Source organism: Photorhabdus cinerea (genome assembly GCF_011189575.1).
In the GTDB taxonomy this organism is placed as follows: domain Bacteria; phylum Pseudomonadota; class Gammaproteobacteria; order Enterobacterales; family Enterobacteriaceae; genus Photorhabdus; species Photorhabdus cinerea.
Genome location: NZ_PUJW01000003.1, coordinates 196537 through 220678 on the forward strand (window position 1 = coordinate 196537; position 24142 = coordinate 220678).

The window sequence follows — 24142 nt, forward strand, 5'->3', positions numbered from 1 at the left end:
TTATTTTAAGGCCATTATGGGTCAAAAAATCTGTTGGGAATGGGCTGAATCATAGAGAACACATTAACGCTTATGTCCTCAAAATACCGTTATGAACTTCCTGAACGCCGCGGTGATAGCCGCCAGTTAGGTCAGCTCACTGGTGCAGCCTATGCTGTAGAGTGTGCTGAAATTGTCGAACGCCATCAAGGTCCTGTCGTACTGATAACCAAGGATATGCAAAACGCTTTACGTCTGCATGATGAAGTCCATCAGTTTACCGACTGTCCTATCAATATACTTTCTGACTGGGAAACACTGCCCTATGACAGTTTTTCTCCTCATCAGGAAATTATTTCTAACCGCCTGTCTACACTTTATCGTCTGCCAACAGTAACCAAGGGTGTTTTAATCCTGCCGGTAAATACCTTAATGCAGCGGGTTTGCCCACATGAATATCTTCACGGGCATGCATTGGTTATGCATAAAGGACAAAAGCTCTCACAGAATAAACTCCGTGCTGAACTGGAACAGGCGGGCTATCGCAGCGTTGAGCAGGTTCTCGAACATGGTGAATTTGCCACCCGAGGCGCATTGCTTGACCTTTTTCCAATGGGAAGCGAGCATCCTTATCGTATCGATTTTTTCGATGATGACATTGATAGCCTGAGAATTTTTGATGTTGACAGTCAGCGCACGCTAACTGAGGTCAAGCAAATCAACTTATTACCTGCTCATGAATTTCCAACAGATAAAGAAACTATTGAACTGTTCCGCAGCCAGTGGCGGGAACGTTTCGAAGTCCGTCGTGATAGTGAGCACATTTATCAGCAAGTTAGTAAAGGCACGTTACCCGCCGGGATAGAATATTGGCAACCGCTGTTTTTCAAACAACCCTTGCCCTCGTTGTTTGATTATCTACCAGATAATACCTTGATTATCATCAGCCAAGAAGTCAACAGCTCTGCTGAACGCTTCTGGCAAGATGTTCAACAGCGTTTTGTGAACCGTAAAGTTGATCCAATGCGACCGCTTTTACCACCGGAAGAGCTCTGGCTTCCAGCTGATAGGTTATTCTCTGAACTGAAAAACTGGCCTCGTATTCAACTCAAAACGGAAGAGCTTAGTAAAAAAGCCAGCCACACAAATCTCGATTATCAACGACTACCTGATCTATCTATCGTCGCACAAAATAAAGCACCGCTGGATAAACTTCGCTGTTTCCTTGAGCAATTCAATGGCCGTGTTATTTTCTCCGTTGAGAGCGAAGGCCGCAAAGAAACATTGCAAGAATTGTTGTCACGAATAAAGATTAAACCAATAAAAATCAGCAAACTAGATGAAGCTCAGGAACCGGGTCACTTTTTAATGATTGGTGCTGCTGAACATGGTTTTATCGATAACAAGAATGAACTTACCCTGATCTGTGAAAGCGACATGCTTGGGGAGCGTGTTGTCCGCCGCACTCAGGATACTCGCCGCACTATTAATACCGATACCCTGATTCGTAACCTGGCAGAATTACGCCCCAGTCAACCCGTCGTCCATCTGGAACATGGTGTTGGTCGTTATCAGGGGTTAACCACTCTCGAAGCGGGTAGCATCAAAACAGAATACTTGATATTGAGCTATGCTGGTGATGACAAGCTCTATGTACCCGTGTCTTCACTGCATCTGATTAGTCGCTACGCAGGTGGTGCAGATGAAAATGCCCCGTTACATAAATTGGGTGGAGAGACATGGAGCAAAGCCCGCCAGAAAGCAGCTGAAAAAGTACGTGATGTCGCCGCCGAACTGCTCGATATTTATGCTCACCGTGCCGTAAAACCAGGATTTGCATTTAAACATGATCAGGAACAATACCAATTATTCTGCCAAAGCTTCCCATTTGAAACTACGCCAGATCAAGAACAGACTATCAACGCCGTTCTAAATGATATGCGTCAGCCAGTGGCAATGGATCGCCTAATTTGCGGTGATGTGGGATTTGGTAAAACTGAAGTTGCTATGCGCTCCGCATTTCTGGCCGTCCATAATGATAAACAAGTGGCTGTACTGGTTCCGACAACGCTTCTGGCCCAGCAACATTTTGACAATTTCCGTGACCGTTTTGCTAATTGGCCTATACGTATTGAGATGATATCCCGCTTTCGCAGCGCAAAAGAGCAACAGCAAGTGGTTGAAATGGCAGCCGCTGGTAAAGTAGATATTATCATCGGTACTCATAAATTGCTGCAAAGTAACCTACGCTGGAAAGATCTTGGTTTGTTAATTGTCGATGAGGAGCACCGGTTTGGTGTACGTCACAAAGAGCAGATTAAAGCCATGCGTGCGGACGTCGACATTCTGACACTTACCGCAACCCCCATTCCGCGAACGCTCAATATGGCAATGAGTAGCATGCGGGATCTATCAATCATTTCAACACCTCCCGCTCGCCGTCTGGCAGTCAAAACATTCGTCCGTGAATATGACAGCCTGGTCGTTCGAGAGGCAATACTGCGTGAAATCTTGCGCGGTGGTCAAGTTTACTATCTTTACAATGATGTTGAGAATATTGAGAAAGCCAAACTACGTCTTGAAGAGTTGGTACCAGAAGCACGGATCGCCATTGGCCATGGGCAGATGCGTGAACGAGATTTAGAACGGGTGATGACCGATTTCCATCATCAACGATTTAATGTTCTGATCTGTACTACGATTATTGAGACTGGCATTGATATTCCAAGTGCCAATACTATCATTATTGAACGTGCTGACCATTTCGGCCTTGCTCAATTGCATCAACTGCGTGGACGTGTTGGACGTTCTCATCATCAGGCTTACGCTTATCTTTTGACTCCACATCCGAAAGCAATGACAACCGATGCCCATAAACGTCTGGAAGCAATCGCTTCGCTTGAGGATTTAGGTGCAGGTTTTGCACTAGCCACTCATGACCTTGAAATCCGTGGAGCCGGGGAACTACTTGGTGAAGAACAAAGCGGCCAGATGACAACCATTGGCTTCACACTCTATATGGAACTATTGGAAAGCGCTGTCGATTCACTAAAAGCGGGTCGTGAACCTTCACTTGAAGATTTAACAAATAGCCAGACTGATGTTGAATTACGCATGCCTGTCTTGTTACCTGATGATTATATTCCTGATGTTAATATGCGCTTGTCTTTCTACAAACGGATTGCCAGTGCCAGAGACAAACCAGAATTGGCAGAATTAAAAGTTGAATTGATAGACCGATTTGGCACATTGCCTGATTCAGGACGCCATTTATTACAATCAGCCACAATTCGCCTGTCAGCTCAGAAATTAGGTATTAAGCGAATAGAAGCCCATGAGAAAGGAGGATTCATCGAGTTTAGTGAGAAAAATAAAGTTGATCCAACTTATCTGATTAATCTATTACAAAAACAGCCTGAAATTTATCGACTGGATGGCCCAACAAAACTGAAATTCATTACTGACCTGAACGAAAGGACATCGCGTCTGGAATTTATCCAGCAGTTACTAAGTACTTTTGAACAGCATCAGTGCAACTCCTAAGTCATTTTTCACTTCCCTGTCCGTGATTGATTATCAATCTGTGGGGAAGTGTTGCAATTCGCCTTGCGAAACTAAACTATACCCAATAGATTTCAAATTACAGCACGGCGGTAAGTGAAAGCAGCCAACAAAGCAGCAACTTGAAAGATAACGGGTATAGTCATGTTCGTAATAGCGACCCGTATTATCAATCCTATTTAACAATAGGCCACTTTAATTTGCATTACTCTATCCTGTTATAATCATTATTTTTACTTATGCATAAGCAACATTGTATAACCCAAGATAATAACTAGAAAAAAGAAGTTCCTTAACCTCATTATTTAAGCGCAATTTTAATAAAATACCGATATAAGACCGTTCAACAATTTCATCCCACAGACATCAATTCAGCTTAAGTTGCCATTCGATTAAAGTGATCGTACCAGTTATTTAATATGCTAATAATATTGCGAAACTGTGCCCTATTGTAACAATCAATCAAATATATTGAGTAATTATAAAAATCATATTCAAACATATTGTTTATTAAAAAATAAATTATTATATATTCCTAAATATTATATTATCTTTTAATTGCATTATCTTACACTTCGTCTATACCAATTAGTTAAACCGCTATTTATCTATTAAGAAAAAATAATAGATATTTATAACAAATATGAGAAATAGTCATTATGCAAAGTGTTACTGATAATAATATTACTTCCGATAATATTTCCTCTAAAAATATCTCAATGCAAATTCTGCATGAATTATTGCAATACCGCCGACACCTAACCGATTCAGGAAGAGATTTAGCTCAAGAAGAAGAGAGCATTAAGAGTGTACAGTTACCCCGAATTGAATATTTTATCAGAAATAAAGAACCTATAGAATTTATTTTACCCGCGTTCCCAACCAAATCGCCAAACAAAAATAAAGTACTTGGTACCGCTCCCGATATGGCAGAACGCTTATCTTTGAGTTTTCTTAATTCTCTATGCCAGCGTATCCAGCTTTATTATCCTCCTGGCGCACGCATTATCATTTGTTCAGACGGACATGTTTTCGGTGATCTAATTCATGTCAAAGACGAAGTTATCAGCCAATATCATGAAGATATTAAACAATTACTCCATGAAATGGGCGCTATAAACTTAGGTACATTTAATCTCAACGATGATAAGGGACTCTGCGAGCATAGCGATAATTTTAACTTACAGAGAGATATGCTAGTAAAACATTACGCCCGATCTGAAGAATCCATCAAAGATGAATTGTTACAAAATAATGATGGATTGCAATTGTATCGTGCAGTCACCCGCTTTTTATATGAAGACAGCTTATTACCTGGTTATACCGGATCAAACAATGCCCTGCAAAAAGATGCCAAACAAAGAGCTATCGGTGTTATTCAACGAAGCTGGGCATGGGGAAGTTTATTAGATACCCATTTCCCAAAAGCCATACGTCTGTCTATTCATCCTCAACCAGCAGACAGTATTAAATTCGGTATTCATATGATGCCAACTAGGGATGACTGGTTAACCCCTTGGCATGGTGTCGCAGCCAATGTAAATGGGCAATTTATACTTATGAAACACAAAGAAGTTCAGATGATGGGCGGGAAATTAGTCAATATTCATGGAAAACCCAGCCACTATGTAATTTAAAGGAAAAAGATGATGACAGAATTAAATAAATTTCAGACAGAAGAGATCATACCTTTTGGTCTAAAAATCACACCACAATATTCCGATCAACATATTGATACGCTATCAGTGGAACAACTGAGAGAACTGACTAAAAAACACAATCTGCTTATATTACGTGGTTTCAAATCTAACTTATCCGATCACGAAAAATACGAAGAATATGCCCGTAGTTGGGGAGAAATAATGATGTGGCCATTTGGTGCCATCTTAGATGTCCGTGAACACCAAGATGCTACCGACCATGTCTTTGATAACACCTATATGCCACTTCACTGGGATGGCATGTATAAACCGACAATTCCCGAATTTATTATGTTCCATTGTGCCCACGCACCTGAAAGTGACCAAGGAGGTAGGACAACCTTTGTCAATACCCGTCGTGTTATTGCTAATGCTACCCAGCAGCAATTAGAACAATGGAAAAATATATCTGTTACTTATCGTATTAATAAAGTCACTCATTATGGTGGAGAAGTTCATTCTCCTCTATTAGAAGAACACCCGGACGGAAACGGATTCGTTATTAGATATAATGAACCAGCAATAGATGGTGAAAAATTCCTTAATAAACATGCTATTGAATACCATAATATCAGCGCCGATCAGGTAGACGAATTCCAGCAAGATTTTATAAATATACTGTACGACAAGCGCCACTTATACGCTCATGCCTGGCAAAAAGGTGATCTCGTGATTGTGGATAATTTCTCTCTATTGCATGGACGTGAAGGTTTTACTTCCAAATCAGAACGGCATTTACAGAGAATCCACATTCAATCTGATCCGGTCTTTAATAATCAGGCGTTAAGATCATAATATTCTTATACAGACGAAAAACTGGAAAAATTATTACTTTGACTCCCAACTCCCATTGTAGTACGCTGACCCTTTATGTCTGCAATATAATACCAGCTAAAATAAATTTACCGGGAGTCAATAATGATCCGCCCTTTTAACACACAGGATATGGATTCTATTCTGCACATCTGGCTATCAGCATCATTGATTGCCCACAAATTCATTGATGCTGATTTCTGGAAAAGCAAAGTAGATGATATGCGCGATATTTATCTTCCATTATCAGAAAATTATGTGTATGAAAAGCAAGGTTCTGTAATAGGTTTTTTCAGCCTATATGAAAATTGTATTGCTGCGATCTTTGTTGCACCATTAGAGCAAGGAAAAGGTATCGGTAAACAACTTATCAACTTTGCAAAAAATCTACGGAATAAACTGGAATTAGAGGTTTATTGCCAAAATACAAACTCCATCAATTTCTATCTTAACTGTGGTTTCGCGGAAAAAGAAAAAATAATAGATAAAAATACAGGTTACCCTGCGCTATTAATGGAATATATTAGAACCTGACCTTTTCAATCAGACCCCTTATTCTAATCTTAGAAAATAAAAAATTCATTTCCCAATAGATTATAAATTTATTTATAAATCACACTCAGTAATAATCAATATAGATAGCCCAATCGCTCTCTATGGACTGAGAAATAATAGTAATTTTAAATACCAAGTTATAGTTATACTAAGGAGGCGATTAACAATAAAGAGGAAAATAACAATGTCTATATCTCTTGAATATTTTAGATCTGCAAAGTTTGACGGAAATCTATATCTAAAATGTCATGGTAAAATAGGTAAAGATACAGAAACAAAACATACATTAACCAATTTAACCACAAAAGAAATATATGAACATTATAGTGAAAACAATCAACTCTCCTGTTTCACTTCGCTTAAACCCGCAAATTATATAATAGAAACCACTATCATTAAAGATGGTAAAACTATTAAAAACCTACCACCAAAAAACATAGAAATAAAAGAATCAGACTTGCTATTTGATATAGAAAAAGAAATAGATGAAATAAATAAAAATGCAAGTAATGATATTAACATTAACCCTATCCCTCCGGAACAAACCACATTTGAATATAGAACTATCTCTCTAAAAGGAAACAATTACATTCCAAATGACAATTTAAAATACAAGCTTGAAATCATGTTTTCTCCTGATGGATTAAAAAGACTTGAAATCGAAAGAAATAATTTATTACCTGTTTTTAATTCACTTAAACACACAATAGAGATAGAACCTGTTTTTAATCAAGAAGATTTAGATAAGAAAACCTGGAAAACTCAAGAATTCAGTAAATTAGCTCACCTTTACAAAATAGACTCTAATATTAATCATTCTGATTTAGTCAAGTTAACCAATGAACTGGAAAAACTAGATTATGTCGAATTTTGCTCCCTTACTCCTATTTTGAAAGATCTACCGCCACCGCCTTTACTTCTGTCCAAAGAAGAAGTAGTAATTCCTGAATCTGATATTCATATCACTACACCTGATTTTTCACATCTACAGGGATATTTAGACGAACACAATGGCATGAATATCAGAAACGCCTGGGCTGAAGGTTATAAAGGTCAAGGTATCACTATACACCACCTTGATTTTGGTGTTTACAGAAACCATGAAGATTTAGTTGGTAATATTACGGTTATCAACAGCCGTCCAGAAACACAAGATTGTAATCACGGCACAGCATCCACCGGCTGTATTGCCGCAAAGGATAATAAATTCGGTGTAACTGGTATTGCTCACGAATGTCAATTCCGTTTTTATGACGTCGATGATTTTGATAAAATAATATATAGCTTTTCACCAGGAGATATTATTAGTTTAGATGTTCAAATTTCAGTAAATTATAGATATTATCCTTTTACCTACATCAAATCTTATTGGCAAAAAATAAAAAGTTGTGCTGATGCTGGGGCAATCATTATTTTCGCCTCTGGTAATAGCGGTCTTAATTTAGCCTATGACTTCACATTCCCTAACTATGGCGATCCTGGCGGTATTATGATCGGTGCCTGTACATCAATTAATGGACACAGGTTAGGCTTTTCCAATCATAATCTCCATACTAGTTTAAATTCCTGGGGTGAGAATGTTACAACAACTGGATATTCGGACTTACAAAAACTACCAGGAAATAATAGGAACTATACTCATAGTTATAATGGGACATCCAGTGCAACACCTTTAGTTTCAGGTGCATTAGCACTCATTCAGTCTTATGCAAAGTCAAAATATCATAAATATCTTAATTGCTATCAAATAGCGACATTGGTTAAAAACAGTGGTTTTACAATAGGAGAAATACAGGGAATTGGTTCGCGTCCGAATGTCGCAAATGCTTTCAAACTAATGGATCGTCTATTTTCTTAATTAAGTAAACTATTTCAAGTAAAAAAGTCATACCTTATAAAGGCTACCAGCTAATCGCTGGTAGCCTTATCAACTGAATAATTAATGCAATTTTAATCGTGGACGAATTACGCGGTTAATTCCACCAACCAACATCATCAAACCAGTTTTAATATAACCATGTAAAGCTACCTGATGCATACGATATAAAGAAATATAGACCGCTCGCGCCACACGCCCTTCTATCATCATTGAGCCACGCATCAGATTGCCCATCAGACTGCCAACCGTACTGAATTTAGATAATGAAACCAAAGAACCATGATCTTTATAAACATACTCTTTTAACGGCTTGTCATTCAGCAACGCAATAATATTGCTATGACAGCGGCTGGCCATTTGGTGAGCCGCCTGTGCTCTTGGTGGAACAAAACCACCTTCTTTCTTCGAGCATGATGCACAATCGCCAATTGCAAAAATATGGTCATCAAGTGTCGTTTGCAACGTTGGCTTCACCACCAGTTGATTAATCCGGTTAGTTTCAAGATCAGCAATATCTTTCATAAAATCCGGTGCCTTGATGCCAGCAGCCCACACCATTAGATCAGCTTTAATCAGCTCACCCTCTTTGGTATTCAACCCATACTCATCAGCACTGGTCACCATAGTTTTAGTCAATACGTGAACGCCAAGTTTTGTCAGCTCTTGGTGTGCCGCAGCGGAAATGCGGGTTGGCAATGCCGGCAAAATACGCTCTCCAGCTTCTACTAACGTAACGTTTAGCGCTTCTGAACTAAGCCCCTCAAAACCATAACTATTAAGTTGTTTTACTGCATTATGCAATTCCGCAGACAACTCAACGCCTGTCGCACCACCACCAACAATTGCAATATTAACCTTATCTTGCTGATTACCGCTTGCAGAATACTTGAGAAACAGATTCAACATTTCATTATGGAAACGGTGAGCCTGTTGTGGGTTATCCAGGAAGATACAGTTATCTTTCACACCCTGCGTACCAAAATCATTAGATTTACTGCCCAGGGCCATAACCAGAATGTCATAACTCAATTCACGCTCAGGAACCAGTATCTCGTTATATTCATCCCGGATCTCAGCCAAAGAGATCTTTTTGGTATCACGGTGAATATCGGTCAAAGTCCCTAATTGGAAATTGAAATAGTGGTTACGGGCATGAGCCAGATAACTCAACGCATCAACACCATCGTCCAGTGATCCTGTCGCGACTTCATGTAATAACGGCTTCCACAAATGGCTTTGGTTACGATCCACCAGCACAATTTCTGCTTTCTTTTTGCGTCCCAGCTTATGCCCCAGACTGGTTGCCAGTTCCAAGCCACCAGCCCCTCCACCAATGATCACAATTCTCTTCTTTGGTGTTGTCATGACTACTCCACTAAAATGTAAACAAAATGTTATTTAAGGGCATTACTTCAATGACCTTAAATAACATTTATTTTTATATAAATAACTGATGTGATAGTTACAGAATATCACGACTGGTTAGTTGGTCATACCAAAATTGAGTGACAACAAATTCTTTTGAATAAATAAACATCAATCACAAATATTGTCAATTTATTTTCAGTTGGTTCGGTTCATCTCTCATTTATCTCATTTTCCTATTTACATAGAAAATAAAATACGATTTAGAAAAAAGCCCTAAAAAACCTGACATTGGAGAAATTATAGGGATGGGGCTTCTAGGATAGAGGCTCTCTACCCTAGCATTAGCCAACTGTCTCGTTTTGATAAGCAAATGAAGATTTGAAATATTTTTATCACTACTGCACACAACCCTGCCATTTCTCATGTAAAGCCGTTAATGCTTTGTTAGCCCGCTGCCAGCGTTTTGAATCTTTTAGCTCATTCAAACTAAATTGACCTCCCCGATGATACAATTCTGATACTTTCTCTGCTTTGGTCTGCAGCAAGTTATCAAGCACACTGACCGCCCCATCACGGTTATTACACACCAGGATCATGTCACAGCCGGCATTCAACGCAGCCTGCCCGCGTTCAGCATAACTGCCCATAATCGCCGCACCTTCCATAGAGAGATCATCCGAAAATATCACACCATTAAAGCCCAATTGCCGACGCAACACTGATTTCAACCAATATGATGATCCGCTGGCGGGATATTTATCTACCTGAGAATAGATCACATGAGCCGGCATAATCGCATCCAACAAATTGCGCTGGATAAAATCACGGAAAATAGACATGTCATGACGACAAATGAGTTCCAGAGGGCGATCATCTTGAGGCGTCTCTTTATGAGAATCGGCACAAACAGCACCATGTCCCGGAAAGTGTTTACCCGTCGATTTCATGCCAGCAGAATGCATACCTTTAATAAAGTGCTCTGCCATAATCATGGCCTGTTCAGGGTTTTCATGGAATGAACGTTCACCAATAGCCACACATTGATGGCCTAAGTCCAGAACGGGTGCAAAACTGATGTCGATATCCATTGCAATCATTTCAGATGCCATTAGCCAACCCGCTTCTTGCGCCAATTTCATACCATCAAAATTATTACTCAATCCAGCAAAAGACTGGGCCGCTGGTAAACGGGTGAAACCTTCACGGAAACGCTGAACTCTGCCACCTTCCTGATCTACGGCAATGACAAGACGATGACGAGAAGCCTTACGAATCTGAAGTACTAATTCACGTAATTGCTCAACATCATGAAAATTGCGGGTAAACAGAATTAAACCGCCCACTAATGGATGTTGTAAAATTTCCTTTTCTTCACTATCCAATTCATAACTGACAACATCTAACATTACCGGACCCATAACATTCCTCACTTGTAAATGTACTGTAATCAATGCAGCGTAAGAGATTAAAACGCCAGACCAAAAGAGAGACGCAACTGTTGTGCTAATTCTAAAAATTGTCTATTACGGCTCTGTTTCCAACGCACTTCAAACCACATTAGAATCATGTAATCAACCCAAGGTTGCCAACATTTAATCTGATGTTCCAATAACGTTCGATCCAGATATCCTGATGGTTGACCACAATAATAGTTCAAGAACATCTGTTGCTGCGATTCATCCCAATGATTAGTCCGAAACAATGCCGCTAATGCAAACCCAATATCTGTATCCGCTGCATATTCCCAGTCAATGAGTTTCAGCCCCTGATGCGTATTGATTAAATTACCGCAATGAACATCCATATGAACCGGTGACAATTTCAGTATTGAAGGCATTGGAGAGGAAATAAAACGTTTATGCAGCCGTAACCAGCCCGGAGTAAGACGAGTTTTATCAATTTGCAACCACTGGCTTTCTAATTGATGCCGTAGTTGAAGCGGATAACCGAACAGCGGCTGATGATGCAAAGTGACCAATAGTGCCGCCAATTTTTGCAAAAAATCAGGCTGAGAAAACTCATCTTGTCCAATAACATGGCCCGGCAACCATTCTAATAACAACCAGTGGCGATCCATGGCAATCACTTGCGGAGCAATTTCTGTCTGGCTGAGATGGAGCAAAATAGCATGCTCACGCTGACGATTAACACCGAGTTGACTCCCTTGCTGCCACTGCCTACGACCAACAATATGATATTCACCATGAGTCGCGTAATGGCTTTCATTTGTCAGACCGCTTAGCGGTCTTATCTTCCAATCGCTTGCTATTGTATGAGGCCATTGTCTACACACTGCCTCCAACAAACGATCATCATTACTTAACGTCACTGAACCCTGACCAGAGAATTTCACCAGTCTGTACCAACATCAGTTGCATGACGATGTCACGTTTATCACTGTTACCTGAAACGATAGAATAGAGAACATAATCCGCATTCAAGTAGCGAGCCAGGCCAATCGCTTTGCTGCGCAATCCCAAGCTATCTTCTTCAGTTAAACCCAGAGATTGACGAGCACTCTGCACCTGATTTTGGGAAACTAATTCAAAAACATTTTTGCTACTAATGACTTGACGCAAAGCATCTGTTGCTTGCATGGCTTGCAACACACCATTGGTATTGTTCTTTACCGTATCAATTAACAGTAACTTCCCGTTTCCCAGCCCATGAGTCTTAACCATTTGTTCTACTAATGGTTGCACACTACCTTCCCAGTCAATTATACGCATTTTAGGTGGCTCTGGAACCTTATCAGGTGGTGATATCGGTTCTGATGGCGGCACCGGTATAACCGGAGTTGGAGGCTCAGGCTGCTGTGGTGGCAAGGACGGACAACCAGCTAACAACATGACCGATAGTGCTACAAAAATAATTCTTTTCATCAACCTATTCCAATTACAGAGTTTAAAAAAGCAGATAAGTCCCTGCTGTGACACCAGCAATTGATTATCAGTTCAACTCAGTAACAAAGTCGGAGCATTTATTTAAAAAATCAAGATATCCGGAGTGATCCTAGAGTCAGTATTCCCTCCGAATATCTGCCTATATAAAGCCTAACGTTTACTTCGCCAGTAGTGGCCCTAAATGACGACCACCAACCAGATGCATGTGGATATGATATACTTCCTGCCCCGAATGGCGGTTACAGTTCATAATTAAACGATATCCATCTTCCGCAATACCTTCTTGTTCAGCAATTTTTGCGGCAACCGTCATTATTCGCCCCAGCGCTAATTCATGCTCTGGCTTCACATCGTTTACCGTTGGGATCAAAACGTTTGGAACAATGAGAATATGAGTCGGTGCCTGCGGAGAAATATCACGGAATGCAGTTACCAAGTCGTCCTGATAAATAATATCGGAAGGTATTTCACGACGAATAATTTTACTGAAAATAGTTTCTTCTGCCATCACATTTTCCTTTTATCCAAATAATACAGAGAGATATGAATGCTTATAAACCACAAATTCAAGCTAATAAATCAGTTTTTGTATACTTCAACATGAAATAGATCACAGAAATTCTGTGTGGTAACTTTAGCCATTTCTTCAATACTTACGCCTTTGAGTACAGCCATATATTCCGCTACATCACGCACGTATGCAGGCTGATTTTCTTTGCCACGATGTGGCACTGGTGCAAGATAAGGGGAATCAGTTTCAATCAGAATACGATCCAACGGTACATATCTTGCCGCTTCACGAATTTGCTCTGCATTACGGAAAGTCACAATACCAGAGAATGAAATATAGAAGCCTAAATCCAGTAATTCTCTGGCGGTATCTTTATCTTCGGTAAAACAATGTAAAACACCACCACATTCTTGTGCCTGCTCTTCACGCAATACCCTCAAAGTGTCATCACGAGCACTGCGGGTATGAACGATAACAGGCTTATTAAGTCTGCGGCTAATACGGATATGTTCACGAAATGAAGTTCGCTGTAGTTCAGCGTTATCCTGTTGATAATAGTAATCCAGCCCAGTTTCACCCAGAGCAACAACTTCATTGCCGGCAGCTAAATGTGCCAACTCATCAAAATCATAGCCTTCATCTAAATTAAGTGGATGAATACCACAGGAAAAAACGATATTTTCCCGCTCACCAATTAAAGTTTTCATTTGCCGGAAACCGGATAGCGTCGTCGCTACTGCCAGCATAAATTTTACCTCCCGATCTGCCGCTTTTGCGACAACGTCATCTACATTTTTATGTAGCTTTTCATAATCAAGGCAATCGAGATGACAATGTGAATCAACTAACAACATATTAAACTCGTATACAAAAAAATTTCAGGGTTATGAATTAAACTGTTTTTCCCAATTAAGCAATTGCTCTGTCAGTAACAGTTCCCAATTTACGCCCACTACTGAAAGTAGCTGATGACGACAATATGTCCAGTCATTAACGCCTTGTAGTAAAACAGTTGTAGTATGCATGGAACTCAATTGATAAATCAGCGTTTGTTGATCCTGATTGATGCAATAATTTTGGGCATGCTGCTGCCACTTGACCGCATCAAGTAACAAGCTGATGAGCCAGTGAAGACGTTGCGGCGCATTTTCGTGATTTAATTGGGGTAAAAATGACAAAGCATCACGTTTATCCAACGCCTGTTCAATAGCCTGACAAAACTGCCTCCGCACCTGCCATTGCTCCGGTTGCAGTAATTGCTCTGCCGCAATAGGAGCCCCTTGAGACAGTTTCAAAGCCGTCATTGCATCGTTCGAAGAAATTGAGGGTAACTGTTTTTGCAACCAATAAAGACTGCTCTCCGCCCTTGGTACAGGTAGAAAATAATAAAAACAGCGGCTACGCAAAGTTGCCAGAAGGCTGGCTGGCTGCCGGCACTCCAACAGAAAATAAGTATATTCCGGCGGTTCTTCCAATGTTTTCAATAATGCATTGGCCGCCGCGTCTGTCAAACCTTCTGCCGAAGGTAACCAAACAATTTTTACCCCACCTTGCTGGGAACGACGATAGAGCGTTTCCGTAACCTGGCGTACCACCTCAACACCGATACTGGTTTTACCCTTTTCCGGTGACAAAATATGCCAATCTGGATGGGTTTCTGCCATCATCAGACGGCAACTATGACACTCTCCACAGCTTTTCATTGCCTGTTTATTCTGACACATCAACCAGCGGCTTAATCCGTATATCAATACATCAGCCCCTGATCCTGCATTAGCATGAAGCAATAAAGCATGATGTCCATGTCCCTGTTGATGAGATTCCACCAACTGACGATATGACTGACTAAGCCATGGATACCAGTTCATCAGCAACTTTCCTGCTGTTTCAACCATTGCTTAAGTACCTGGCAAATATCTGCTTGTACCCGCCCTATTGGTTGGGAAGCATCAACTGTCACAATACTCTTATCCTGTGCCGCAAACTCCAAATAACAACTACGAGTGCGATCAAAGAAATCCATCGATTCCTTTTCAATTCTGTCTAATTCCCCACGCTGACAGGCACGTAACAAACCAACTTTAGGAGGAAGATCAAGATAAATAGTCAGATCAGGGCGAAAACTACCAAGGACAGCATCACGCAGCGAAGTCATCAAGTTTTTATCAATACCGCGCCCTCCTCCTTGATAAGCCTGAGAAGAGAGATCATGACGATCACCAACAACCCATGAACCACGAGCTAAAGCAGGTTTAATCACATTTTCAACCAACTGAACTCTGGCTGCATATAACATCAACACCTCTGCTTTATCAGTCAGAAGTTCACCTTCAATACCTTGCTTAATCAACTCACGCAGTCTTTCTGCCAACGGTGTTCCTCCCGGTTCACGGGTAAAAACTAAATCCTGAATACCGTGCTGCTTCAATATTTCAACGACCGTTTCCATCGCTGAGGTTTTTCCGGCACCTTCCAGCCCTTCAATAACAATAAATTTGCTGTTCATTTGCCTTGTCTTAATCCCTGACGGTAAATATTCACCGCCCTGTTATGTGCAGCCAGATTGGTCGTAAAAGTATGACCACCTTTACCATCCGCCACAAAATAGAGAAATTCAGTTTCTGCCGGATGCGCGGCGGCTTTTATTGAAGCCAGACCGGGCATGGCAATCGGTGTTGGTGGCAAGCCATTAATCATATAAGTATTGTATGGCGTCAATGTGGTTAAATCTTTACGAAAAATAGTGCCTCTATATTTTTCACCTAAACCGTAGATCACCGTCGGATCAGTTTGTAGCCGCATATTTATCCGTAAGCGATTAATAAATACAGAAGCAACTTTTGTCCGTTCTGCTTCAACACTTGTCTCTTTCTCAATGATCGACGCCATAATCAACATCTCATAAGCATTTTTATAAGGTAGATCTTTAGCACGTCCTTTCCATTCCTCTTCGAGCGTCATTTTCATCTGTCGGTATGCCCGCTTCAGTAACGCTATATCGCTTGTACCCGCCGTGTAGAGATAAGTATCAGGATAGAGCCATCCTTCTAAGGTATCAGTATCCTTGATACCCATAATCTTAGCTAATTCCTGAGCATTTTTATCATCCAGTTCATGCTTAATATACTCAGATTGTTGTAGTATTTTCCACCAATCAGACAAACGGCTGCCTTCAACAAAACGGACCGTGAATTGTGCCTCTTTACCACTGGAGAATAATTGCAACATTTCCCGCAAAGTCATTTCTCGTGTCAACTGGTAAGTTCCCGATTTAAACTCGGCGAGTTTTGGCTCCAGCCTTAATAACCAAGGGAAAATATGGCTGTCTTTAATCAGACTATCCTGAACCAGTAATGTTTCCAAACTATTGCGGCCAATGCCGGCTGGCAGTGTAAATATCAAATCTTGTTTGATTGCCAGTGTTTGATCTGCAAATTTTTCAACTTTTTTATAGCCAGCATAGAACAATATTACTGCCACAATGACAATCAGAACCAATAGGGTAAAAAGACGTTTTTTCCGTTTCATCGATTAATCACTTAAACACAGAATGAATTACAACTTCAAACATTCAGGAAGCAAATATTCATACAGCTCCCTTGACTGATATTTCCATGCAGGCCGATTTTCATGCGCCTGAATTTCGCTGACAGGTATCACCGGCATTAACGAATTACAGACTATCACCTCGTCTGCACAGGCCAATGTCTCAGGATAATGGTTTATACAGGAAAGGTAATAGTCACTTTCTGATAGTAACTGCATTATTCTTTCCCGCATCACGCCTTCAACGCCACAGCTCTGCAAGTCAGGAGTATACACATCTTTCCCTTTGCGCCAGAAAATGTTTGCAGTACAACACTCGACCAATAAACCATTTGTATCAAGTACCAAAGCTTCTTCGGCATTTAATTTTTCGATAAATGATTTAATCAATACTTGTTCCAATCGGTTAAGATGTTTAATTCCAGCAAGATAGGGGTTTATCCCCATAGGTATTGGACTCAGTACTAAAGAAAGCCCTTTTTCACGCTGCCTCAGATAATGTTCGGGGTAAGGATTGAGAGACAAGATCTGATTTGGTTGTGTAAGTCCTTGAACGCTGTAACCACGCCCCCCAGCTCCACGAGAGAGGATAATCTTGAGTACGCCTTGTTCAGAAGTGGAAACAATCTGCTTCATATGGCTTTCAAGCTGTTGCCAATTAGGTTGCGGAAGAAATAACTTTTCAACACCTTTTTGTAATCTTTTAATATGCAATGGCAACAAAGCGACTTGTCCTTGCTCTATTTTTGCTGTTGTGAAACAACCATCACCGAATTGAATTGAACGATCATTCACAGGTAAGTAGTCACACCGCTCTCCATTAATCCAATGCATATGATTTTGTTCTTAATTACTCAAAAAAGGCATTTCAACCAACTTAACAAGAAGCGGTATCATAGTATATAGCTGATATGAGTGCAAAAATGCCCGCAGAAACTGTTATAAAAAAGCCCCAATAATGATCAACTATTGGAGCTTTTTATTCTGTCGCCTTAAAGTATTTACAAAATCATACTAACGAGGCTCTCAACAGCATGTATTTGTAACATCAAGCTTTGCTTGTTATAAGGTTTATATCTTACGGAAAATCAGTGAACCGTTCGTACCACCAAAGCCGAAAGAGTTACATAATGCATATTCCATACCTTCTACCTTACGGGATTCGTTAGGAACAAAATCCAGACGGCAATTCTCATCCTGGTTTTCCAGGTTGATAGTTGGCGGAACAATCTGATCACGCAGTGCCAAAATTGTGAAAATAGATTCCACAGCACCAGCTGCGCCCAGTAAATGACCCGTCATTGATTTAGTTGAACTGACTAAAACATCAGTGCCTTCACCAAATACTGCTTCAACTGCATGAGCTTCCGCTAAGTCGCCGGCGGGCGTTGAAGTGCCGTGTGCATTGATATATCCCACTTGTTCAGTGGTGATACCAGCATCTTTTAGCGCATTTTCCATCGCCAGCGCAGCACCAGCACCATTTTCTGGTGGTGATGTCATATGGTAGGCATCACTACTCATGCCAAAGCCAACGATTTCTGCATAAATTTTCGCGCCGCGTTTCTTCGCGTGCTCGTACTCTTCCAGTACCAGGATACCTGCACCATCCCCCAGAACAAAACCATCACGGCCTTTATCCCACGGGCGGCTTGCACTCTGAGGAGCATCATTCCGGGTAGACAAAGCACGGGCAGCACCAAATCCACCAACACCCAGAGGGGTACTGGCTTTTTCTGCACCACCTGCCAACATAATATCAGCATCATTGTAAGCAATAATACGAGCTGCATGACCGATATTATGTACACCTGACGTACACGCTGTCGCGATAGAAATACTTGGACCACGTAAACCGTAAATAATACTCAGGTGACCTGCTACCATATTTACAATTGTGGAAGGTACAAAGAATGGACTGATCTTACGGGGACCATTAGCCACCAATGCTCCATGATTTTCCTCAATAAGACCCAAACCACCAATACCAGAACCAATAGCAGCACCAAAACGACTAGCATTGGCTTCTGTTACTTCGATTCCAGAATCTTCAACGGCTTGCATACCTGCTGCAATACCATATTGAATGAAATCATCCATCTTTCGTGCATCTTTGCGCGAAATATTAAAATCTTCATGATTAAAATCTTTAACCAGGCCAGCAAATTTAGTTGCATGGTGACTGGTGTCAAAATGATCAATCAGGCTGATGCCACTCTGTCCGGCACAAACAGCTTTCCAAGAAGATTCAGCTGTAATACCGACAGGAGATAACATGCCTAGTCCGGTCACCACTACTCGACGCTTAGACACGCTTATCCTCCAGGGAGGGAAATAGAATTTAGGACAGAAACATAGGCGGTCGAGTGACCGCCTAGGTGTGTTCACTTATTTGCTTTCGTTCTGGACGTAATCAATAGCTGCCTGAACTGTAGTGATTTTTTCTGCTTCTTCGTCTGGAATCTCAATATCAAACTCTTCTTCCAGAGCCATTACCAGTTCAACTGTGTCAAGAGAATCAGCGCCCAAGTCATCAACAAAAGAAGCTGAATTGACAACTTCTTCCTCTTTAACACCAAGTTGTTCAACGATGATTTTTTTAACGCGTTCTTCAATAGTGCTCATGCTATTAAATTTCCTATCAAAATTCGCTTTCGCGATGGTTTTCGTAGTTTATAAAATACAGGAAAAGATGCAACCAAATCCCGGCTGGTCGAACCACAATCTTGCTCTATTTTGCGTTATTTAACACAAAAAATGCAACTGGTTCGCCCATTTTTTAGCTCATATACATGCCGCCATTGACATGTATTGTTTCACCTGTGATGTAGGCCGCTTCATCAGAAGCTAAGAAAGCCACAGCACTGGCAACTTCTTTCACATCCCCAAACCGCTTAACTGGTATGTCCTTCACAAAACTTTCCAGCTGCTCATCTGGCAATGCTCTGAGCATATCGGTTTCGATAAACCCTGGCGCGACAACGTTGACCGTGATACCACGGGAAGTAACTTCGCGAGCCAATGTTTTACTGAAACCAATAAGCCCGGCTTTCGCCGCCGCATAACTCGCTTGACCAGGGTTACCTATTGATCCAACAACAGAACCGATAGAAATGATACGGCCGTAACGTTTTTTTATCATAGAACGCATTGCCGCTTTTGACATGCGGAAAACGGAAGAAAGATTAGTGTCAATAACATTTTGCCACTCATCATCTCTTATACGCATCACCAAGTTATCACAAGTAATACCTGCATTATTGACTAATATATCAATTTCACCAAACTCTGTACGAGTGGTAGACATAACCTGTTCAATAGATTCCGGATCAGTAACATTCAGTACAAGCCCCTTACCTTTTTCACCAAGGTAAGCACTGATGACCTCAGCACCTTTTTCACTCGTTGCTGTACCAATAACACAGGCTCCACGCTCAGCTAATAACTCAGCAACTGCACGTCCGATTCCACGGCTAGCGCCTGTTACCAGTGCAATTTTTCCATCTAATCTCATGTTATCCTCAATTATTTTCCAATGTGGTTGCTAATGAAATTGCGTCATTAACCGCTGCTGCGCTTAAAGTATCGACAATTCGTTTAGTTAAACCTGTCAAAACCTTACCTGGCCCTATTTCTAATAGCTGTCCGACACTCTGTCCAGCAATAAATTCAACTGTTTCTGTCCAACGGACAGGATTATAGAGTTGTCGTACCAGTGCATCACGGATAGCTTCAGCAGATTGTTCTATTTTCACATCAACATTGTTTACCACTGGGAACTGAGGATGACTGAATTCAATTCCTTCCAAAACAACTGCCAACTTATCTGCGGCTGGTTTCATCAGTGCACAATGGGACGGCGCACTAACTGCCAAAGGCAGCGCACGTTTTGCGCCTGCGGCTTTGCATGCAACGCCAGCACGTTCTACAGCCTCTTTCTCACCCGCAATAACAACCTGACCAGGTGAATTAAAGTTAACAGGGGAAACAATTTGCCCCTGAGCTGCTTCTTTACAGGCTCTGTCAATAGACTCATTATCCAAGCCAATAATTGCATACATTGCACCAGTGCCTTCAGGTACAGCTTCTTGCATCAATTTGCCACGCAGTTCAACAAGTTTAATCGCTTGTTTGAAATCAATGACACCTGCGCAAACCAGTGCAGAATATTCACCCAGGCTATGTCCTGCCATCAGTGCTGGTGCTTTTCCACCTTTTTCCTGCCAAATCCGCCAAATAGCAACTGAAGCTGCCAGTAACGCGGGTTGGGTTTGCCATGTTTTATTCAGTTCTTCTGCTGGCCCCTGTTGAACCAGTGCCCAAAGATCATATCCCAGCACACCAGATGCTTCAGCAAAAGTGTGTTCCACAACCGGGAACTCTGCGGCCAAATCGGCCAACATACCAAGGGATTGAGAACCTTGGCCAGGAAATACCATTGCAAATTCAGACATGTTCATTTTCCTGTCAAATTAAAAACGTATCAGTGCTGAGCCCCAAGTAAGACCACCACCAAAAGCTTCAAGCAAAATTAACTGACCACGTTTAATCCGGCCATCACGCACCGCCTCATCAAATGCAATAGGTACCGATGCCGCGGAAGTATTACCATGACGATCCAACGTCACCACCACTTTATCCATAGTCATGTGTAACTTTTTAGCTGTTGCTACGATAATACGCAAATTAGCCTGATGAGGTACCAGCCAATCCAGCGCACTATGTGATAAATTATTAGCTTCTAATGTTTCATCAACCAAATTAGCCAATTCACGGACTGCAATTTTAAATACTTCATTACCAATCATACTGGCATACGCGGGTTCTTTCCGATTCTGGCGATCCTGATAAGGCAACACTAACAATTCACCATAGCTACCGTTTGCATGAAGGTGAGTTGAAAGAATCCCTGGCTCATCAGAGGCACCGACTACCATCGCACCCGCTCCATCACCAAACAGGATAAGGGTTCCGCGATCTTCTGGATTAAGCGTTCTGGTAATAGAATCAGAGCCGATAACCAACGCATGTTTTGCAGCACCGGTTTTAATGAACTTATCAGCAATACTCAGTGCATAAGCGAAACCAGAACAAGCCGCAGAAATATCAAAAGCAGCTGAATTTTGGGTACCCAACATGTGCTGAATTTGGCACGCAGAACTTGGGAAAGCATGACTGGATGAAGCCGTCGCCACAATGATTAAATCAATCTGATTTTTATCAATGCCAGACATTTCAATCGCTTTTTCCGCAGCCCTAAAACCCATAATTGCAACAGTTTCATCATCAGTAGCAATACGGCGTTCACGAACACCTGTACGGGTAACAATCCATTCGTCAGAGGTATCCACCATTTTTTCTAAATCAGCATTAGTGCGCACTTGCGCAGGCAGATAACTACCTGTACCTAAAATTTTTGTATACATGTATGTTCAGTCACTCTTGGGTAATGCTGTTTCCAGGCGTGCAGCAATTCTATCAGGAACCTGCCTTTCAACGGCCTGAACAGCCTGTTCGATTGCGGCTTTAAACGCAAGTTCATTAGCCGCCCCATGGCTTTTGATTACTATTCCATATAATCCTAACAGACATGCGCCATTATATTGGTCAGGGTTCAGGTGACCGAAGCGTTTTGTCATCCGTTTTTGCAACCACTTCTTGACTATTTTCAACAACCAGGAGAATCTTCTCTTTTGCCCATCCGATGATTTAAGCAGGGACAAAATAACTCTGATTGCCCCTTCTAGCGTTTTCAACGTTACGTTACCTGCGAAGCCGTCACACACCAACACATCAGTTTTGCCTGTTAACAATTGATCGCCTTCTAGATAACCAATGTAATTCATTGTTGAAATGTTTTTTAAAATAGTGGCGGCTTCGCGGATATTATCAAGCCCTTTACTCTCTTCTGTACCAATATTTAGTAATGCTACCCGAGGATTAACTATACCGACGACTTCCTCTGCCATCACTGAACCCATAATGGCGAATTGCACCAACATACGGCTATCGCAATTAACATTGGCACCCAGATCCAGTACCACAGTTTTTTGCTGTTTCAAGTTTGGCAATACTGTCATCAAAGCAGGTCTTTCGATGCCATCAATAGATTTTAGCATCAATTTGGACAACCCCATCAATACTCCAGTATTTCCTGCACTGACACACGCCCTCGCTTCACCAGATTTGACTAAATCCAGGGCAACTCGCATTGATGTTCCGCGGCTGGCTCGAATTGCCTGCGACGGTTTAGCATCATTAGCCACAACCCGTTCAGCAGGTACCACTTGTAAGCGACTGAGCAGCTCAGCATCGATATTTACAAGCAAAGGGGAAATGATATCGGGGAGTCCGACCAACAATAATTTAAGTTTAGGATTAGATGCCAGCGCCTGCAATGCAGCAGGCACTGTAACGCGAGGACCAAAGTCCCCGCTCATGGCATCTAACGCTAAAGTCAGATTAGTCAAGGTATCAACTTGCTAATGACTAGCGGAGATTATTTGTTGATGACCTTGCGGCCACGGTAGTAACCATCAGCAGTCACATGGTGACGCAGGTGAGTTTCACCAGAAGTTTTGTCTACAGATAATAATGGTGCAGTCAGTGCATCATGAGAACGACGCATACCACGTTTAGAACGAGTTGGTTTATTCTGTTGTACGGCCATTGACCTTACTCCTTAAGTACTTTTCTTTAAGCTGGCTAATACGGCAAATGGGTTTGGTTTTTCAGCCTCTGGAGGTAATTCACCAAATACCATGTCCGCGTCGGACACTTCACAGTGTTCAGAATCATGTACCGGAACCACCGGCAGAGAAAGAATTATTTCATCTTCAATCATCGCCAGCAAATCTATTTCGCCAAATTCGTCAACGTCAATTGGCTCATACTCTTCCGGTAATGCTTCAGCCTGTTCATCATTGACGACCGGGCTAAAACAATATGTTATGTGAACGTGATGGCTGAAATTACCGCCACAACGCTGGCACTGAAGCGTGACATCCACATCGGAATGCCCCCGCACAACTGCCAGACGTTGATTATCTATCTGAAACGATAAAACGCTGTCTACATCATTGTCCACGCTAACCACAGATTCCGCGATACGCAAAACTTGCTCAGGTGAATAACTACCTGTGTAGTCTAATCGTTTCTGAGCTGCGCGAAGCGCATCAATGGTCAGGGGTAATTTTACCTTTTGCATAAGGCGCGCATATTATCTTTGTAATGAGATATAGTCAAAGAAAAAGGCCACACATCTGCACCTTTCCGCCAAATATTCGCTTATTAAGCAGTACTTAGTTTAAAATGCCTTCAATTATTT

At 41.4% G+C, this 24142-nt stretch carries 23 protein-coding genes; 5 read left to right on the forward strand and 18 right to left on the reverse strand.

Translation table 11 applies throughout. From position 1 onward, the window contains the following. Positions 1–72: 72 nt before the first annotated feature. From mfd to C5469_RS04410, 5 genes are all read left to right on the forward strand, one after another. Positions 73–3522: a transcription-repair coupling factor gene (gene mfd / locus C5469_RS04390; RefSeq protein ID WP_166302827.1), complete on the forward strand. Its 3450-nt coding sequence runs from the start codon at positions 73–75 to the stop codon at positions 3520–3522. 677 nt (positions 3523–4199) lie between these two features. After that, positions 4200–5177, forward strand: a complete 978-nt coding sequence (pvcA, locus tag C5469_RS04395) for an L-tyrosine isonitrile synthase (protein ID WP_166302830.1) — start codon at positions 4200–4202, stop codon at positions 5175–5177. A 12-nt stretch (positions 5178–5189) separates the two neighbouring features. Continuing rightward, a complete protein-coding gene (locus C5469_RS04400) occupies positions 5190–6035 on the forward strand; it encodes a TauD/TfdA family dioxygenase (protein ID WP_166303013.1) in 846 nt (281 codons plus the stop codon). 123 nt (positions 6036–6158) lie between these two features. Then, positions 6159–6587 (forward strand): N-acetyltransferase, encoded by a 429-nt coding sequence (locus tag C5469_RS04405; protein WP_166302833.1) that lies wholly within the window; start codon positions 6159–6161, stop codon positions 6585–6587. A 205-nt stretch (positions 6588–6792) separates the two neighbouring features. Beyond that, positions 6793–8466: a S8 family peptidase gene (locus tag C5469_RS04410; RefSeq protein WP_166302836.1), complete on the forward strand. Its 1674-nt coding sequence runs from the start codon at positions 6793–6795 to the stop codon at positions 8464–8466. 81 nt (positions 8467–8547) lie between these two features. On the opposite strand, the gene C5469_RS04415 is transcribed toward C5469_RS04410, so the two are convergent. The 18 genes from C5469_RS04415 to yceD all read right to left on the reverse strand — a co-directional run bounded on the left by C5469_RS04415 (position 8548) and on the right by yceD (position 24022). Then, complete coding sequence (locus C5469_RS04415) at positions 8548–9852, reverse strand: NAD(P)/FAD-dependent oxidoreductase (protein ID WP_166302839.1); 1305 nt, start codon at positions 9850–9852, stop codon at positions 8548–8550. Between the two features lie 398 nt (positions 9853–10250). Continuing rightward, positions 10251–11273 carry a beta-N-acetylhexosaminidase gene (gene nagZ, locus C5469_RS04420; protein ID WP_166302842.1) on the reverse strand — a complete coding sequence of 341 codons (1023 nt, stop codon included), beginning with the start codon at positions 11271–11273 and terminating at the stop codon, positions 10251–10253. Positions 11274–11320: 47 nt separating this feature from the next. Then, the gene (gene thiK, locus C5469_RS04425; RefSeq protein ID WP_339413670.1) at positions 11321–12208 is read right to left on the reverse strand and encodes a thiamine kinase; all 888 of its coding nucleotides are present in this window, start codon (positions 12206–12208) and stop codon (positions 11321–11323) included. Next, positions 12171–12737, reverse strand: a complete 567-nt coding sequence (gene lpoB / locus C5469_RS04430; RefSeq protein ID WP_166302845.1) for a penicillin-binding protein activator LpoB — start codon at positions 12735–12737, stop codon at positions 12171–12173. Before lpoB ends, thiK begins: the two co-directional genes overlap by 38 nt. A gap of 178 nt (positions 12738–12915) precedes the next feature. After that, positions 12916–13266, reverse strand: a complete 351-nt coding sequence (gene hinT / locus C5469_RS04435) for a purine nucleoside phosphoramidase (protein WP_166302848.1) — start codon at positions 13264–13266, stop codon at positions 12916–12918. Between the two features lie 71 nt (positions 13267–13337). After that, positions 13338–14123 (reverse strand): metal-dependent hydrolase, encoded by a 786-nt coding sequence (locus C5469_RS04440; RefSeq protein ID WP_166302851.1) that lies wholly within the window; start codon positions 14121–14123, stop codon positions 13338–13340. Positions 14124–14153: 30 nt separating this feature from the next. Then, complete coding sequence (gene holB / locus C5469_RS04445; protein WP_166302854.1) at positions 14154–15137, reverse strand: DNA polymerase III subunit delta'; 984 nt, start codon at positions 15135–15137, stop codon at positions 14154–14156. Further along, on the reverse strand, positions 15137–15775 hold the full coding sequence (gene tmk, locus C5469_RS04450) for a dTMP kinase (RefSeq protein WP_166302857.1): 639 nt from the start codon (positions 15773–15775) through the stop codon (positions 15137–15139). The genes holB and tmk overlap by 1 nt, the downstream gene beginning before the upstream one ends. Then, entirely contained in the window at positions 15772–16797 is a 1026-nt protein-coding gene (gene mltG, locus C5469_RS04455) for an endolytic transglycosylase MltG (RefSeq protein WP_166302860.1), read from the reverse strand. Before mltG ends, tmk begins: the two co-directional genes overlap by 4 nt. Positions 16798–16824: 27 nt before the next feature. Further along, positions 16825–17649, reverse strand: a complete 825-nt coding sequence (gene pabC / locus C5469_RS04460; protein ID WP_166302863.1) for an aminodeoxychorismate lyase — start codon at positions 17647–17649, stop codon at positions 16825–16827. Positions 17650–17886: 237 nt separating this feature from the next. After that, complete coding sequence (gene fabF, locus C5469_RS04465; protein WP_166302866.1) at positions 17887–19128, reverse strand: beta-ketoacyl-ACP synthase II; 1242 nt, start codon at positions 19126–19128, stop codon at positions 17887–17889. 75 nt (positions 19129–19203) lie between these two features. Then, a complete protein-coding gene (gene acpP, locus C5469_RS04470) occupies positions 19204–19440 on the reverse strand; it encodes an acyl carrier protein (RefSeq protein WP_015833846.1) in 237 nt (78 codons plus the stop codon). A 154-nt stretch (positions 19441–19594) separates the two neighbouring features. Then, positions 19595–20329, reverse strand: a complete 735-nt coding sequence (gene fabG / locus C5469_RS04475; RefSeq protein ID WP_166302869.1) for a 3-oxoacyl-ACP reductase FabG — start codon at positions 20327–20329, stop codon at positions 19595–19597. A 7-nt stretch (positions 20330–20336) separates the two neighbouring features. Next, positions 20337–21269 carry an ACP S-malonyltransferase gene (gene fabD, locus C5469_RS04480; protein WP_166302872.1) on the reverse strand — a complete coding sequence of 311 codons (933 nt, stop codon included), beginning with the start codon at positions 21267–21269 and terminating at the stop codon, positions 20337–20339. Positions 21270–21287: 18 nt separating this feature from the next. Further along, positions 21288–22241: a beta-ketoacyl-ACP synthase III gene (locus tag C5469_RS04485; protein ID WP_166302875.1), complete on the reverse strand. Its 954-nt coding sequence runs from the start codon at positions 22239–22241 to the stop codon at positions 21288–21290. A gap of 6 nt (positions 22242–22247) precedes the next feature. Further along, positions 22248–23285 carry a phosphate acyltransferase PlsX gene (gene plsX / locus C5469_RS04490; RefSeq protein WP_166302878.1) on the reverse strand — a complete coding sequence of 346 codons (1038 nt, stop codon included), beginning with the start codon at positions 23283–23285 and terminating at the stop codon, positions 22248–22250. Between the two features lie 29 nt (positions 23286–23314). Continuing rightward, positions 23315–23485, reverse strand: coding sequence for a 50S ribosomal protein L32 (gene rpmF, locus C5469_RS04495; RefSeq protein ID WP_011147057.1), 171 nt, complete (start codon positions 23483–23485; stop codon positions 23315–23317). A 12-nt stretch (positions 23486–23497) separates the two neighbouring features. Then, positions 23498–24022, reverse strand: a complete 525-nt coding sequence (yceD, locus tag C5469_RS04500; RefSeq protein WP_166302881.1) for a 23S rRNA accumulation protein YceD — start codon at positions 24020–24022, stop codon at positions 23498–23500. Between the last annotated feature and the right edge of the window lie 120 nt (positions 24023–24142).

Excerpts from the sequence above, each read along its gene's own strand:
- mfd (WP_166302827.1), top strand. The coding sequence starts at position 73 with ATGTCCTCAAAATACCGTTATGAACTTCCTGAACGCCGCGGTGATAGC.
- pvcA (WP_166302830.1), top strand. The coding sequence starts at position 4,200 with ATGCAAAGTGTTACTGATAATAATATTACTTCCGATAATATTTCCTCT.
- C5469_RS04400 (WP_166303013.1), top strand. The coding sequence starts at position 5,190 with ATGACAGAATTAAATAAATTTCAGACAGAAGAGATCATACCTTTTGGT.
- C5469_RS04405 (WP_166302833.1), top strand. The coding sequence starts at position 6,159 with ATGATCCGCCCTTTTAACACACAGGATATGGATTCTATTCTGCACATC.
- C5469_RS04410 (WP_166302836.1), top strand. The coding sequence starts at position 6,793 with ATGTCTATATCTCTTGAATATTTTAGATCTGCAAAGTTTGACGGAAAT.
- C5469_RS04415 (WP_166302839.1), bottom strand. The coding sequence starts at position 9,852 with ATGACAACACCAAAGAAGAGAATTGTGATCATTGGTGGAGGGGCTGGT.
- nagZ (WP_166302842.1), bottom strand. The coding sequence starts at position 11,273 with ATGGGTCCGGTAATGTTAGATGTTGTCAGTTATGAATTGGATAGTGAA.
- lpoB (WP_166302845.1), bottom strand. The coding sequence starts at position 12,737 with ATGAAAAGAATTATTTTTGTAGCACTATCGGTCATGTTGTTAGCTGGT.
- hinT (WP_166302848.1), bottom strand. The coding sequence starts at position 13,266 with ATGGCAGAAGAAACTATTTTCAGTAAAATTATTCGTCGTGAAATACCT.
- C5469_RS04440 (WP_166302851.1), bottom strand. The coding sequence starts at position 14,123 with ATGTTGTTAGTTGATTCACATTGTCATCTCGATTGCCTTGATTATGAA.
- holB (WP_166302854.1), bottom strand. The coding sequence starts at position 15,137 with ATGAACTGGTATCCATGGCTTAGTCAGTCATATCGTCAGTTGGTGGAA.
- tmk (WP_166302857.1), bottom strand. The coding sequence starts at position 15,775 with ATGAACAGCAAATTTATTGTTATTGAAGGGCTGGAAGGTGCCGGAAAA.
- mltG (WP_166302860.1), bottom strand. The coding sequence starts at position 16,797 with ATGAAACGGAAAAAACGTCTTTTTACCCTATTGGTTCTGATTGTCATT.
- pabC (WP_166302863.1), bottom strand. The coding sequence starts at position 17,649 with ATGCATTGGATTAATGGAGAGCGGTGTGACTACTTACCTGTGAATGAT.
- acpP (WP_015833846.1), bottom strand. The coding sequence starts at position 19,440 with ATGAGCACTATTGAAGAACGCGTTAAAAAAATCATCGTTGAACAACTT.
- fabG (WP_166302869.1), bottom strand. The coding sequence starts at position 20,329 with ATGAGATTAGATGGAAAAATTGCACTGGTAACAGGCGCTAGCCGTGGA.
- fabD (WP_166302872.1), bottom strand. The coding sequence starts at position 21,269 with ATGTCTGAATTTGCAATGGTATTTCCTGGCCAAGGTTCTCAATCCCTT.
- C5469_RS04485 (WP_166302875.1), bottom strand. The coding sequence starts at position 22,241 with ATGTATACAAAAATTTTAGGTACAGGTAGTTATCTGCCTGCGCAAGTG.
- rpmF (WP_011147057.1), bottom strand. The coding sequence starts at position 23,485 with ATGGCCGTACAACAGAATAAACCAACTCGTTCTAAACGTGGTATGCGT.
- yceD (WP_166302881.1), bottom strand. The coding sequence starts at position 24,022 with ATGCAAAAGGTAAAATTACCCCTGACCATTGATGCGCTTCGCGCAGCT.